This is a genomic window from Kribbella qitaiheensis (assembly GCF_042657745.1).
GTDB lineage: Bacteria > Actinomycetota > Actinomycetes > Propionibacteriales > Kribbellaceae > Kribbella > Kribbella qitaiheensis.
On sequence record NZ_JBHSKE010000039.1, the window covers coordinates 1,170 to 14,696 of the forward strand.

Here is a 13,527-nt window from a genome sequence, read left to right on the forward strand (position 1 = left end):
AGCGGGCCAGGCTCGAACGGATCCGCGCCAAGCCCCGCACGTCGGGCAGGGGACGGGAACCGGTGCCGATCGAGGACCAGGAGTTGGTGCACCGCGCCCGCGTCGCCTACGAGGCCGCCCTCGCTCACACCGTCGACAACCACGCCACCGAGGACCAGGCCGCTGAGACCGTCGGCGATGACGGCAATGACGGCAATGACGGCGATGACGGCGAGGCGACGAGCGAGCAGGGCGCCACGCCGGACCAGCCGGCCGAGCGGGTCAGGGCGAATGTGACCGATCCGGAGTCGCGGCTGCTCAAGACCCGCAACGGCTGGATCCAGGGCTACAACTGCCAGACCGCGGTCAGCGACGATGAGTTCTTCGTCTCCGCCCGCGCAACCCAAGACACCAACGACATGGCCCAGTTCGAGCCGACCGTGCAAGACCTCACCATCACCACGGGCCGGCTGGCCGACCGCTGCGGCCGCGACGACCTCACCATCGGTGTGATGATCGGTGACGCCGGCTACGACTCCGACGCCAACCTCACCGCCGACGGCCCGGACCGGCTCATCGCCGACGCCAAGGCCCACACCATCGACCAGCGCGCCAGCACCGACCCCGCCACCGGCGACCCGGCCACCGACGCCACACCACGCGAGACGATGAACCACCGGCTGCGAACCCCCGAAGGCCACGCCCTCTACCAGCGGCGCTCCCCGATCGTCGAACCACCCAACGCCTGGCTCAAAGACCGCCGCGGACTACGCCGCTTCGCCCGCCGCGGACTCGCCGCCGCCCAAGCCGAACTCTCACTGGCCTGCGCGGTCACCAACCTGCTCAAACTCCACACCAAAGGCATCACCACCGCCCAACTCCAAACCGGATAACCAGCCACCGAGCCAGCCGCCCCGGCCAACCCCCCCGCCCCAGATCACCCAGCCACCCCCCCAACACCTGAACCTCGAGCTGACCGCACCCCACCCCAGCCAACCAAAGAGCAACAGGCTCTCGGACAGAAATGACCTGTCCCAGGTCCCTATACGGTGTCCAAGGTCCCCACAACCGCACCACCATCCGGCTGCCACACCCCCGAGAAGGTGTCCGCGGTCCCCACAATTGCACGGCACCGGCGCCGCCGGCGGATCCGGGCCGGGCGGCGGGCTCTCGGTAGCCGGTTGTTCGGCGGCTGGCGCCTTCGAAGCCGCCAGTCGGCGAACAAGCCGTCAGGGGCGGCAGATTCGGGGGCGGGGTTGGCCGAAGGCGGAGACCAGTACGCCGGTACGTCGGGCGCAGGGGACGCGGCGCACCGGCGTACTGGCCGCTTGCGGGGTTAGGCGCGGGCTACGCCGTCCTGGCGGGCGGCGTTGGCGACGGCGGTGGCTACGGCCGGGGCTACTCGGGGGTCGAACGGCGAGGGGATGACGTAGTCCGGGCGGAGGTCTTCGTCGGAGATGAGGGCGGCGAGGGCTTCGGCGGCGGCGAGCTTCATTCCTTCGGTGATGCGGGAGGCGTTCACGTCGAAGGCGCCGCGGAAGATGCCCGGGAACGCGAGCACGTTGTTGATCTGGTTCGGGAAGTCGGAGCGGCCGGTGGCGACCACCGCGGCGTGCCGGTGGGCGATGTCCGGGTGGACCTCCGGGTTCGGGTTCGCCAGCGCGAAGATCATCGCCCCGGGCGCCATCCGCGCGACGGCCTCCTCGGGCACCGTGCCGCCGGAGACGCCGAGGAACACGTCGGCGCCGTCGAGCGCGTCCACCAGCCGGCCGGAGAGACCGCCGGTGTTGGTGTCCTTGGCCAGCGACAGCTTCACCGGGTTCAGGTCGGCCCGGTCCTCGTGCAGAACACCCTTGCTGTCGACAACGGCGAGGTCGCCGACGCCTGCCCGCAGGAGGATCCGCGCACACGCTACCCCGGCGGCACCCGCGCCGGAGATGACCACCCGGATGTCCTCGATGTTCTTACCGGTGAGGCGGAGGGCGTTGCGCAGAGCGGCCAGTACGACGACCGCCGTACCGTGCTGATCGTCGTGGAAGACCGGGATGTCGAGGCGTTCCTTCAGCTTGCGCTCGATCTCGAAGCAGCGCGGCGCCGAGATGTCCTCCAGGTTGATGCCGCCGAAGGTCGGGGCGAGGCGGACGACGGTCTCGACGAACTCGTCCACGTCGGTGCAGTCCAGCGCGATCGGCACCGAGTCGACGCCGCCGAACTCCTTGAAGAGAAGGGCCTTGCCCTCCATCACCGGCAACGACGCGGCCGGCCCGATGTTGCCCAGCCCGAGGACCGCGGTGCCGTCGGTGACGACGGCGACCACGTTGGACTTCCAGGTGTACTTGCGGACCAGCGACGGGTCCTCGGCGATCGCGGTACAGACCCGGGCGACGCCGGGGGTGTAGGCCATCGACAACTCGGCGGCGTTGGTGACGTGCACGGCCGAGGTGACCTCGATCTTGCCACCGACGTGCAGGTCGAACACCGGATCACCGGCGTACGGGTCGGAGACGGCTTCGGACGGGAAGGCTTCGGCAACCATGGTGACCCTTCAGGAACAGCGGACCGGAGACAAAAGCAGAGCGGCCCACCACGAAGGGTGGGCAGCGGTTACAGGGAAGTGGGGGCTGGGGCGGTTCGATCGGGTGCGTCGAGCACCGCCATTGCCACTCGGGGGTCACCCGTGGCTACGAGTAAACCACAGGCGGCAGTGGTCTGCTCTGTGAGCACCCCCACAAGGCCTCGAAGAGGCCCGCGGAGGCGGCGGGACGGTGACGATCGAGTCTCGGCGACCGTTACCAGCCGACACGCACCTGCCTGCTGTGTCAGGATGCGGTCATTCCGGGCCGGTAACGTCTGGACCGGAATTCCAGAACAAGTGTCGAGGAGTCCTAGCGATGAACATCGTCCCCACCCTCCGCAAGCGTCGTGTCATGGCCGCCGCTGCTTCGGTCGCAGTGTTCGCTCTCGTCCTGTCCGCCTGTGGCAGCGATGAATCGAGCAGTGGCGGAGGTGGCGAGGACAAGGCCGCGGCAGCGGGTATCACGCTGGTCAAGTCCGACAAGCTGACCGTCTGCACGCACCTGCCGTACAAGCCGTTCCAGTACAAGGACGGCACCAAGGTCGTCGGCTTCGACGTGGACCTGCTCGACCTGCTCGCCAAGGACCTCGGCCTGGAGCAGGAGGTCGTCAACATCGAGTGGGCCCAGGTCACCTCGGGCGCCGCCTTCCAGGCGAAGAAGTGCGACATGGGCATGGGCGCGATGACGATCACGCCGGCCCGGCAGGCCGCGATCAGCATCACGGCGCCGTACATGGACGCCACCCAGGTGCTGCTGGTGAAGAAGGACGCCCCCTACAAGTCGCTCGAGGACCTGAAGGGCAAGAAGGTCGGCGTCCAGGCCGACACCACCGGCAAGGACTTCGCCGACGAGCAGGCCAAGAAGATCGGCTTCGAGGTGATCGTCTTCAACGACCTGGCGCTGCAGGAGAACAACGTGAAGTCCGGCCGGGTCGATGCCGCGATCAACGACAACGGCGTGCTCTACGACTTCGTCAAGGCGAACCCGGACACCGCCGTCGCGGCCGAGTTCAACACCGGCGAGCAGTACGGCTTCGGCGCGCTCAAGGACGGCAGCGGCCCGAAGCTGGTGGAGAAGTTCAACACGCTGCTCACCTCGGCCAAGTCCGACGGCAAGTACAACGAGATCTACAAGAAGTGGTTCGGGGTTGAGCCGAAGAAGTGAGCGCGCCCACCGACACCGTTGAGCGGAGGGGGCTGAGCCCGCGGCAGCGGGCCCAGCGCTCCCGCTGGATCCAGTACGCGATCCTGATCGTGCTGGCTCTGGTGGCGGCCTTCACGGCCGACTGGGGCCAGATCGGCAGCGTCTTCTTCAACCCGAAGTACATCAAGGCCGCCTTCGAGGACGGTCTGCTGCAGGCCCTGGTGAAGACGCTGGAGTACACCGCCGGCGCCTTCGTGATCGGCCTGTTCGGCGGCACCCTGCTGGCGCTGATGCGGCTGTCCAGCGTCGGCCCGTACCGGTGGATCGCGACCGCCTACATCGAGTTCTTCCGGGGCCTGCCGGCCATCATCGTGTTCATCGCGTTCAGCCTGCTGCCGCTGGCGTTCGAGGGTCTGACGATCCCCCTCGACCCGTACGGCGTGGTCTGGCTCGCGCTGGGCATCGTCGCCGCGGCGTACATGGCCGAGGTGATCCGGGCCGGCATCCAGGCGGTCCCGAAGGGGCAGATCGAGGCGGCCCGCTCGCTCGGCATGCCGTTCGGCCTGGCGACCCGGAAGATCGTGCTGCCGCAGGCGTTCCGGATCGTGCTGCCGCCGTTGACGAACGACCTGATCCTGCTGGTGAAGGACTCGTCGCTGGTGTTCATCATCGGCACCAGCGCCGAGGCGTACGAGCTGACCGGGTTCGGCCGGGATCTGGCGAACACCTACGCCAACCTGACCCCGCTGGTCACGGCCGGCTTCTGCTACCTGATCATCACTCTGCCGCTGGGCATCGTGGTCCGCCGGCTCGAGGCGAAGGCTGCGAGGGCGCACTGATGGCACTGGTGGAGATCAAGAACCTGCACAAGTCGTTCGGCAGCAACCACGTCCTGCGCGGTATCGACTTCACCGTCGAGCAGGGCGAGGTGGTCTGCGTGATCGGGCCGTCCGGCTCGGGCAAGTCCACGCTGCTGCGCTGCGTCAATCTGCTGGAGGTCCCAGAGGAGGGCCAGGTGATCGTCCGCGGCGAGGACATCACCGACCGGGACTGTCACCTGGACGCCGCCCGCTCCCAGATCGGCATGGTGTTCCAGCAGTTCAACCTGTTCCCACACCTCAACGTGCTGGCCAACTGCACGGTCGCCCAGACGACCGTGCTGAAGCGCAGCTCGGCCGAGGCCGAGAAGATCGCCCGGGCCAACCTGGACCGGGTCGGCCTGAACGACAAGGTGCTCGCCTACCCGATGCAGTTGTCCGGCGGACAACAGCAGCGGGTCGCGATCGCCCGGGCGCTGTCGATGGACCCGCAGCTGATGCTGTTCGACGAGCCGACCTCGGCGCTCGACCCCGAACTCGTCGGCGATGTCCTGACGGTGATGCGCAAGCTCGCCCTGGACGGGATGACGATGCTCGTGGTCACCCACGAGATGGCCTTCGCCCGCGAGGTCGCGGACCGGGTCGTCTTCATGGACGCCGGCGTGATCGTCGAGCAGGGCCCGCCGGCCGAGGTGATCGGCAACCCGCAGCACAACCGCACCCGCAACTTCCTCGCCCGGGTGCTCAACCCGACCCACGTCGAACCGACGTAGGACGGGCGATTCCTCGGGTTCGGGGCCGGTTCCGCTGCGCGGGACCGGCCCCGGCCGTCGTGACTGTGCATAGAACGGCCGCAGAGTGGAAGATGTAGGCGGTGGGCCGACCACAGCCCAGGAGATCAGCCCGCCAGGGAGGCACAGCACTGTGAGCAGCACCGGACGACCCGCCGAGGTTCACCTCAGCATTCCCGCGGACAGCGCCTACATCGCGGTTCCGCGGTCGGTGGTCGGCAATCTGGCGGCCCGCAACGACTTCACCGTGGACGCGATCGACGACCTGCGGATCGCGGTGGACGAGGCGTGCGCGCTGCTGCTCCCACAGGCCGCCGACGGCGTGCTCGAACTGGTCTTCGCGATCGATCCGCCGCAGCTGACCGTCCGTACCTCGGCCGTCGTGCCGAACGGGTGGAAGCCGGACACGACGTCCTTCGGCTGGACCGTGCTGACCGCACTGGTGGAGTCCGTCGCGGCCGAGACCGTCGACGGGCGGCTCACGATCACCGTGTCGGCGTCCGCCACCGCCTCGGAGAAGGCGTGACCGACGAACGACCCCTGGCCGAGCCCCAGGAACCTGACCTACGCACCCGCACTGCCACCCTCTTCCAAGCCATGGCGTCCGCGACCCCGGGCGACCCCGCGCACATCCTGGCGCGCGACGGCCTGGTCTCGCTGCATATGCCGCTGGTGGAGCACCTGGCCCGCCGCTTCCGCAACCGCGGCGAGCCGTACGACGACCTCGTCCAGGTCGCCACGATCGGCCTGATCAAGGCGGTCGACCGGTTCGACTCCGACCGCGGGGTGGAGTTCTCCACCTATGCGACCCCGACGATCCTCGGTGAGATCAAGCGGTACTTCCGAGACAAGGGCTGGGCGATCAGGGTCCCCCGCCGGCTGCAGGAGCTCCGGCTGTCGCTGACCGCGGCGACCGCGGAGCTGACCCAGGAGCGCGGCCGGGCCCCCACCGTCGCCGAGCTGTCGGACCGCCTGGGGCTGTCCCCCGACCTGGTGATCGAGGGCCTGGAGTCCGCGAACGCCTACAACACGCTTTCCCTGGACGCCCCGGACCAGAACGAGGCGGACGCCACCACCGTGCTGGACGGCCTCGGCGGCGAGGACGAGGCGCTGGAGAGCGTGGAGTACCGCGAGTCGCTCAAACCCTTGCTTGCCCAGCTGGACACCCGGGAGAAGCGGATCCTGACGCTGCGGTTCTTCCGTGGCATGACGCAGTCCCAGATCGCGGAGGAGATCGGCATCTCCCAGATGCACGTCTCCCGCCTCCTCGCCCGCACCCTGACCGAACTCCGCACCGGCCTCCTCAAGGAGTGACACCGGCTGGACCGGCCCTCAGGGCCCGGAGCTAGCGGACTGGACGGTCCTTGGTCGGATTGTCGGCCAAGGCCTCCATCGACACCTTCTGGAAGATCCCGACCAGTACCGCGACTGCCGCGATGGCCAGAATCACGGAAACGGGCTTGGTCGACCCACCCCAGAAGCTGACCGCCATCAGCAGTTGGATGAGCTGGGCGAACACGGCCGGCCCACGGCTCCAGGTGGACGTCCGGAACAGTCCACGAGCCACCAGCAGCAGCGCCCCGCCGTACAGCAGCAGGAAGGCCGCGGTGGTCAGTCCGAGAGTGAGCCTGTCGTTGCTGATCGTTATAGCTTCGACAATTCCGAGAACGGCGACCACGAGCCCTTCCCCAGCGACCACAGCCGAGGCTAGCTTGAGCGGGCGCGGAGCGGTGGACGGCGTGGATTCGGTCGGCACAACCGCAAGCCTAGTAGCAACCCGTCCAGGTCTGGTCGGCTCCTTCTTCCCCTGTGGTGAGGGCCATCGGCAGTGGGCGGCGGGCGCGCGGGGACGACGACCTCTGCCCCCGGCACCCATCAGGGTCGGAGAACTTCAGCCCCACAGGGATTCGAGGTTTTGCGTAACCCCGAGGCTGTTCGATCGGTTACCTGCAGTGAACGGGTGATTGCTGGAAGGTCAGCCCGTCCGTATTGCGGACGCGGTGAACCGCTGTGCACCGGTTCGTAGTGTTAAGGAAGTGTTGTGATCGGATCGACAAGTCCAGAACCCTTGTTTCGCTAACCCGAGATTGGGAACATGGTGTCGTTCGTGAAAACGTTCACAACGCTTCGCACCACCCCCGTGCGAGTACAGGCGCGCTGATTGGGCACAGACCACCATCAGCGCAGACAAACTACTGAGAGAGATGGGATCCGCCATGGATTGGCGCCACCGGGCCGTTTGCCTCGATGAGGACCCGGAACTGTTCTTCCCCATCGGCAACACCGGCCCCGCGATCATGCAGATCGAGGAGGCCAAGCAGGTGTGCCGTCGCTGCGACGTGCGTGAGCAGTGCCTTGCCTGGGCGCTGGAAGCCGGCCAGGACCACGGTGTCTGGGGTGGCCTGAGCGAGGACGAGCGACGCGCTCTCAAGCGCCGCAACGCCCGCGCTCGCATCCGCACCGCCTGAGCAGACCACGACGCAGGCCCCGCGGGATCCGCGGGGCCTTTCGATTGCCAGGCCAGAGATGAGACCGAACAACCTAGACCTGTACTTCGACTCCCGGGCAGCGCGTTGTATCTGAAGAACTGTGGACAAGGACCCACGGCTGTTCAGACATAACGACCCGGCTCACTCCTTCACCGGAACGTCGAGCACCACCGTCGTTCCGGGCCCGTCGTGGCGTGGGTGGAACTCCAGCACCCCGTCGAGCTCACCGATCACCAGGGTGCGCACGATCGACAGGCCGAGGTTGCCGGACGTCTCGGAGTCGAAGTTCTCCGGAAGCCCCTTGCCGTCATCGGTGACCACCACCCGCAGCCGACCGACCGAGCGTTGGGCGGCCACTTCGATCCTGCCCGACGCGTCTCCGCCCGCCCGGGTGCTGAACGCGTGCTCCACCGAGTTCTGCATGAGCTCGGTCAGCACCATCGCGAGCGGGGTCGCCACTTCGGAGTCCAGTACGCCGAAGCTGCCGGTCCGGCGGATCTCCACCTGGGTGGACACCGTCGACACGTCGGCCACCATCGCCGCCACCCGGTCCGCCACGTCGTCGAAGTCCACGTGCTCGTCGAAGGACTCGGACAGGGTCTCGTGCACGATGGCGATCGACCCGACCCGGCGGACGGCCTCGGCCAGCGCGGCCTGGGCTTCCGGCACGGTGATCCGCCGGCCCTGCATCCGGAGTAACGCGGCGACGGTCTGCAAGTTGTTCTTGACGCGATGATGAATCTCCCGGATGGTCGCCTCCTTGGTGACCAGTTCCCGCTCCCGGCTCCGCAGCTCCGTCACGTCGCGGAGCAGGATCAGCGCGCCCACGTGTTCGCCGCCGGCCCGCAGCGGGATCGCCCGCAGGAACAAGGTGGCCTCGGGATTCTCGATCTCGAGCTCCTTGGCGGCCCGGCCGGTGAGCACCGAGGCGAGCACGTCGTCCACCTTGCGGCCGCTGTGGATCAGCTCGGCGGTGATCTCCTTCAGCTTGCTGCCGACCAGGTCGGTGACGAGCCCCATCCGGCGGTACGCGGACAACGCGTTCGGGCTGGCGAACGTCACCATGCCGTGCCGATCGACCCGGATGCACCCGTCCCCCACCCGGGGAGTCGTCGACAGCAGGCGTTCCCCGCCGTACGGGAAGATGCCGTCGGTGATCATCCGGGCCAGGTCGGTGGCGCTCTGCAGGTAGGCGATCTCCAGCCGGGACGGGGTCCGGACCCCCAGCAGGTTGGTATTCCTGGCGATCACGGCGATCACCCGGGTGCCCCGGCGTACCGGGATCGTCTCGACCCGGACCGGGACGTCGTCGCGCCACTCGGGGTCGCCCTCGCGGCAGATCCGGCCCCCGTCGTACGCCTGGTCCAGCAGCGGCCGGCGGTCGCGCGGGATGAAGCTGCCGACGATGTCGTCCAGGTACGCCGTGGGTCCCGTGGTCGGGCGCATCTGCGCCCCGGCCCAGAACCCGAGTCCCTCGGTGTCGGGCAACCAGAGCACCAGGTCGGCGAAGGACAGGTCGGCCAGCATCTGCCAGTCGGACACCAGCAGTTGCAGCCGGTCCAGGTCCGCCTGGTCCAGCGTCGTGTGGTTCCGCGCCACATCGGTCAAGGACGGCACGGGGTCGAGCCTAGGGCACGGGGCGAGCAGACCTGCCCTTGCGCCCGCGGAGGCCCAGAGCCGCCCGCGCCGGGGAGCAGGCTCGACAGATCTCGCGGATGGGTGTTGATTGAGCAGGTCCAAGTGAAAGGATGCATCGGTGGAGTCGACGTACTGGCAGGACGTGATGGCCGCGGACTACGCGGTACCGCGCGACCGTGCGCTGACCGACCTCACCGAGGAGCTCGTCCGTGGCCTGGCCAGTACGAACCCGCAGGTGCGGGACGCGCTGGCCTATCCGACGCTCGCCACCTGGCTCGAGCGCGGGATCTACGACGACTTGCTGCCCGGTTTCGGTGACGGTCTCTGCGCGGGACTCGCCTATGGGCTCGGGGAGGACGGCACCGACACGGTGTTCCGCCGCTCCTTCACCGCGCTCACGCTCGCGGAGGTGATCCATCGCGACAACGCCGAGTTCCTGGTACACGACGAGGTGGTGATGCGCTGGGGTGACCGGCTGGCCACCTGGCTGCTGCGCGAACGCGACCTGCGCGGCTACGTCGCGGACTGCGGATGGGCCCATGCCGTGGCGCACGGCGCGGACGCGATCGGCGCGCTGGCGAGGTCCCGGCACTGCGACGCCGGCGTACTGCGCGCGCTGCTGGACGTGCTCGCCGACCGGATCGTGAAGGACACGCAGTACCGCTGGGTGCACGAGGAGCACGACCGGGTCGCGCACGCGGTGATGACGATCCTGCACCGCAACATGCTGACCAGCGACGAGCTCGAGCGCTGGCTGAAGCCGGTCGCGGCGACCGCGGCGCAGCAGCCGCTGATGCACGAAACGCTGCCGGAGTGGCCGACGCCGTCGGTCTTCAACGCCCGCGGCGTCCTGCACGTGCTGCTGAGCCAGCTCGCGATCGGGGTGAAGGGCTTCCCAATCCCCGGCGACGACGAACTGTTCGGCCGGCCGATCGAGGCCCGGGCCGACATGCTGCTGATGCTCACCGAGGCCGTCCGGTCCTCCCAGCCGTACATCTACCGCCCGGCGGCCAACCAGACCTAGAGCTGTGGGTCAGTCGCTCTTGGGCACCGCGACGCTCGCGACCGCGGCCCGGTGGTCGCTGCCCTCGATGTCGTACGTCTTGAACTTGCCCGGGATGATCCCGTCCGTGACGAGCACGTGGTCGATCTGGGTCCGGAACAACGCAAGGCGATCCGCCGGCCAGGTGCCCTGCAGACCGGCTCCCACCGATGGCGCGACGCTCCTGCAGTCGGCCCCGAGCGCGCTCCGGAAGTCCGCGTGGTCGGGGGTCGCGTTGAAGTCGCCGGCCACGATCGTCGGCTGACCCGCGGCACACCAGCGGTTCACCACCAGCAGGTCCTGCTTCCAGGTGGTCACCTCGGACGGCAGCGGCGGGTAGCCGTGGTACGCGATCAGCCGGAGCTTGCCGAGATTGCCGCCGGTGACGATCACGTGGCCGAACCGGGTGGTCGTCTGCGCGGTGTCCGTCGTACCGGGCTGCTGTGCACTGACCCTGCTGGGGTCGAGCGTCTCGGACCGGAACTCGACGTCGCCGAGCGAGTCCGACACCAGGACGCTGGTCGCGCTCTCCACCGCGGAGTTCGCCTGCTGGGTGTAGCCGCGGAAGTTCAGGCCCTGCAGGTGTGACTCGATCTCCTGCCGTACGTCGGCCTGTGCCTCGGGCAACGACACCAGGTCGGGCCGCCGGAGCCGGATGATCTTGGCGACCTCGGCGGCATCCGCTCCCCCGCCGAGCACGTTCGCCACCATGATCGTCAGCTCCCGGGTTCCCGGCGGTGGCGGATTCGGGTCGGAGAGGTACCTCGGCGCCGTCAGCACTCCACCGGTGACGGCCAGCAGGATGGTCAGCACGGCGGCGATCCGCCAGTTCCAGCGCAGCAGCATCCCCAGCCCGACCAGCAGGACGAGCACCAGCGCCTGCGGACGGAACGCGACCAACTGGGTGAACGGGGTGACCTCGTCCAGTCCGTAGAGCTCGGGATAGAGCGGTAGGGCAACGACCAGGAGGAACAGGACGGACAGGACGACTCGCCGAACTTGCCATGCTCCTGCTGTGTCCATGCCCCACCCTGAAGTTCTAGTCGCCGGAGGTCTAGTCGCTGCGCGTGGCTGAACGGTAGCGTTCGGCGTTGCGCCTGTGTCCCGAGGAGGTTGCTGTGTCCAAGCTGTCCGCGGTCAAGCCCGCGTACTGGATAGCCGGTGTTCTGCTGGCGTTGTCGATCGTCGTACCACTTCTAGTCTCCACCTACGCCAAGGACGAACCCCGATTGTGGGGGTTTCCCTTCTTCTACTGGTACCAGCTGCTCTGGGTGTTCATCTCCGCAGCGACGGTGAGCATCTCGTACCGGCTGGTGATGAGCGTGGAACGGAAACGTCGGGCGGCCCAGGGGCTCGACGGCGCGGCGGACAAGGAGGGTGACCTGTGAACGACGTCGACTGGGTTCAGCTGATCATCGTCATCGTCATCTTCGCCGCGGTCACGGTGATGGGCTTCATGGCCGCTCGCTGGCGCCGCACGGGTGAGCTCGACAGCCTCGACGAGTGGGGTCTGGGTGGCCGGGGCTTCGGCACCTTCATCACCTGGTTCCTGCTGGGTGGCGACCTCTACACGGCGTACACGTTCGTCGCCGTACCGGCGGCGATGTATGCGACCGGCGCGATCAGCGGCTTCTTCGCGGTGCCGTACACGATCGTGGTCTACCCGGTCATCTTCATCTTCATGTCCCGGCTCTGGTCGGTCTCGCACCGCAACGGCTACGTGACCCCGGCGGACTTCGTCGGCGGCCGCTATGGCAGCCGCGGGCTCTCGCTGGCGGTCGCGGTGACCGGCATCCTGGCGACGATGCCGTACATCGCGCTGCAGCTGGTCGGCATGCAGGCGGTCTTCGAGACAATGGGCCTCGGTGGCGACAACACCCTGGCCAAGGACCTGCCGCTGCTGATCGCGTTCGCCGTCCTGGCGGCGTACACGTACTCGTCCGGTCTGCGCGCGCCGGCCATGATCGCCTTCGTCAAGGACGGGTTGATCTACCTGGTGATTGCGGCAGCGATCCTCTATCTGCCGGGCCAGCTCGGCGGCTGGGACAGCATCTTCGACGCCGCGAAGACCAAGATGGAGACGACCAACCCGGCCACCGGGAAGCCCACCGGGTCGTTCATCCCGGGCGCGGCGGGCTACTCGGCGTACTGGACGCTGGCGCTCGGTTCCGCGCTGGCGCTGTTCATGTACCCGCACTCCGTGACCGCCGTGCTCTCGACGAAGAACCGCAACGTCGTACGGCGGAACGCCGCGATCCTGCCGGCGTACTCGTTGCTGCTCGGCTTGCTCGCGCTGCTCGGCTTCATGGCGATCAAGGCGAACGTCAACGTGAAGGGCCTGGACGGACTGGCGAACCCGCAACTGGCGATCCCGCGCCTGTTCGACCAGGAGTTCCCGGCCTGGTTCGCGGGCATCGCCTTCGCCGCGATCGCGGTGGGCGCGCTGGTCCCGGCGGCGATCATGTCGATCGCAGCCGCGAACCTGTTCACCCGCAACATTTACCGCGACTTCCTGAAGAAGGACGCCACCCCGGCACAGGAGGCCAAGGTCTCGAAGCTCGCGTCGCTGCTGGTGAAGTTCGGCGCGCTCATCTTCGTGCTCGGGATGGACAAGACGATCTCGCTCAACCTGCAACTGCTGGGCGGCATCTGGATCCTGCAGACGTTCCCGGCGATCGTGGTCGGCCTGTTCACCCGGTGGTTCCACCGCTGGGCGCTGCTGGCCGGCTGGGCGGTGGCGATGGTGTTCGGCACGATCTCGGCGTACAACGTGATCAACCCGGCGACCAAGAAGCACTTCGGTGGTTCGCTGGCGAACATCCCGTTCACCGAGACCCAGGTCTACATCGGCCTGACCGCGTTCGGGATCAACCTGATCGTGACGATCGTGCTGACGCTGATCCTGCGGGCCCTCAAGGTGCCCTCCGGAGAGGACGCGACGCACTCGACGGACTACCTCGCCGACGCGGGCGACCCGGGCGTCAAGGACCTCCCCGAGCTCCTCGACGAGGGTGGTGCGGCTCCGGCCAAGTCCTGACCGCACGGCTTCTC

The 13,527-nt window shown here is 68.1% G+C and carries 14 protein-coding genes; 10 read left to right on the forward strand and 4 right to left on the reverse strand.

The features are described 5' to 3' along the window. A partial coding sequence (locus ACFPJ1_RS25430) for a transposase (protein WP_380107615.1) occupies positions 1–872 on the forward strand: 872 nt, incomplete at its 5' end. A 443-nt stretch (positions 873–1,315) separates the two neighbouring features. Here the strand turns inward: ACFPJ1_RS25430 and ACFPJ1_RS25435 are convergent. After that, positions 1,316–2,515, reverse strand: coding sequence for an NAD(P)-dependent malic enzyme (locus ACFPJ1_RS25435; RefSeq protein ID WP_380107617.1), 1,200 nt, complete (start codon positions 2,513–2,515; stop codon positions 1,316–1,318). Between the two features lie 355 nt (positions 2,516–2,870). Between ACFPJ1_RS25435 and ACFPJ1_RS25440 the strand changes: the two genes are divergently transcribed. From ACFPJ1_RS25440 to ACFPJ1_RS25460, 5 genes are all read left to right on the forward strand, one after another. Beyond that, positions 2,871–3,719 (forward strand): ABC transporter substrate-binding protein, encoded by an 849-nt coding sequence (locus ACFPJ1_RS25440; RefSeq protein ID WP_380107619.1) that lies wholly within the window; start codon positions 2,871–2,873, stop codon positions 3,717–3,719. Continuing rightward, positions 3,716–4,537 carry an amino acid ABC transporter permease gene (locus ACFPJ1_RS25445; RefSeq protein WP_380107622.1) on the forward strand — a complete coding sequence of 274 codons (822 nt, stop codon included), beginning with the start codon at positions 3,716–3,718 and terminating at the stop codon, positions 4,535–4,537. Before ACFPJ1_RS25440 ends, ACFPJ1_RS25445 begins: the two co-directional genes overlap by 4 nt. Next, positions 4,537–5,289, forward strand: a complete 753-nt coding sequence (locus ACFPJ1_RS25450) for an amino acid ABC transporter ATP-binding protein (RefSeq protein ID WP_380107623.1) — start codon at positions 4,537–4,539, stop codon at positions 5,287–5,289. The genes ACFPJ1_RS25445 and ACFPJ1_RS25450 overlap by 1 nt, the downstream gene beginning before the upstream one ends. A 151-nt stretch (positions 5,290–5,440) precedes the next feature. Beyond that, on the forward strand, positions 5,441–5,833 hold the full coding sequence (locus tag ACFPJ1_RS25455; protein ID WP_132290291.1) for an ATP-binding protein: 393 nt from the start codon (positions 5,441–5,443) through the stop codon (positions 5,831–5,833). Next, complete coding sequence (locus tag ACFPJ1_RS25460) at positions 5,830–6,621, forward strand: RNA polymerase sigma factor SigF (protein ID WP_380107626.1); 792 nt, start codon at positions 5,830–5,832, stop codon at positions 6,619–6,621. Before ACFPJ1_RS25455 ends, ACFPJ1_RS25460 begins: the two co-directional genes overlap by 4 nt. Positions 6,622–6,652: 31 nt before the next feature. Here ACFPJ1_RS25460 and ACFPJ1_RS25465 read toward each other — a convergent pair whose 3' ends face one another. After that, positions 6,653–7,063, reverse strand: a complete 411-nt coding sequence (locus tag ACFPJ1_RS25465; RefSeq protein ID WP_380107628.1) for a hypothetical protein — start codon at positions 7,061–7,063, stop codon at positions 6,653–6,655. 460 nt (positions 7,064–7,523) lie between these two features. Between ACFPJ1_RS25465 and ACFPJ1_RS25470 the strand changes: the two genes are divergently transcribed. Beyond that, a complete protein-coding gene (locus tag ACFPJ1_RS25470; RefSeq protein WP_012922773.1) occupies positions 7,524–7,775 on the forward strand; it encodes a WhiB family transcriptional regulator in 252 nt (83 codons plus the stop codon). A gap of 162 nt (positions 7,776–7,937) precedes the next feature. On the opposite strand, the gene ACFPJ1_RS25475 is transcribed toward ACFPJ1_RS25470, so the two are convergent. After that, complete coding sequence (locus tag ACFPJ1_RS25475) at positions 7,938–9,413, reverse strand: sensor histidine kinase (RefSeq protein WP_380107629.1); 1,476 nt, start codon at positions 9,411–9,413, stop codon at positions 7,938–7,940. 139 nt (positions 9,414–9,552) lie between these two features. Here ACFPJ1_RS25475 and ACFPJ1_RS25480 point away from each other — a divergent pair, with 139 nt between their 5' ends. Further along, the gene (locus tag ACFPJ1_RS25480) at positions 9,553–10,458 is read left to right on the forward strand and encodes a DUF2785 domain-containing protein (protein ID WP_380107631.1); all 906 of its coding nucleotides are present in this window, start codon (positions 9,553–9,555) and stop codon (positions 10,456–10,458) included. Between the two features lie 9 nt (positions 10,459–10,467). Here the strand turns inward: ACFPJ1_RS25480 and ACFPJ1_RS25485 are convergent, their stop codons facing one another. Then, the gene (locus ACFPJ1_RS25485) at positions 10,468–11,499 is read right to left on the reverse strand and encodes an endonuclease/exonuclease/phosphatase family protein (protein WP_380107633.1); all 1,032 of its coding nucleotides are present in this window, start codon (positions 11,497–11,499) and stop codon (positions 10,468–10,470) included. A 95-nt stretch (positions 11,500–11,594) separates the two neighbouring features. Here ACFPJ1_RS25485 and ACFPJ1_RS25490 point away from each other — a divergent pair, with 95 nt between their 5' ends. Then, positions 11,595–11,864 carry a DUF3311 domain-containing protein gene (locus ACFPJ1_RS25490; RefSeq protein WP_380107635.1) on the forward strand — a complete coding sequence of 90 codons (270 nt, stop codon included), beginning with the start codon at positions 11,595–11,597 and terminating at the stop codon, positions 11,862–11,864. Further along, a complete protein-coding gene (gene mctP / locus ACFPJ1_RS25495) occupies positions 11,861–13,513 on the forward strand; it encodes a monocarboxylate uptake permease MctP (RefSeq protein WP_380107636.1) in 1,653 nt (550 codons plus the stop codon). Before ACFPJ1_RS25490 ends, mctP begins: the two co-directional genes overlap by 4 nt. Positions 13,514–13,527: the final 14 nt, after the last annotated feature.

Coding starts and splice junctions, on each gene's coding strand:
- ACFPJ1_RS25435 (WP_380107617.1), bottom strand. CDS start 2,515: ATGGTTGCCGAAGCCTTCCCGTCCGAAGCCGTCTCCGACCCGTACGCC.
- ACFPJ1_RS25440 (WP_380107619.1), top strand. CDS start 2,871: ATGAACATCGTCCCCACCCTCCGCAAGCGTCGTGTCATGGCCGCCGCT.
- ACFPJ1_RS25450 (WP_380107623.1), top strand. CDS start 4,537: ATGGCACTGGTGGAGATCAAGAACCTGCACAAGTCGTTCGGCAGCAAC.
- ACFPJ1_RS25470 (WP_012922773.1), top strand. CDS start 7,524: ATGGATTGGCGCCACCGGGCCGTTTGCCTCGATGAGGACCCGGAACTG.
- ACFPJ1_RS25485 (WP_380107633.1), bottom strand. CDS start 11,499: ATGGACACAGCAGGAGCATGGCAAGTTCGGCGAGTCGTCCTGTCCGTC.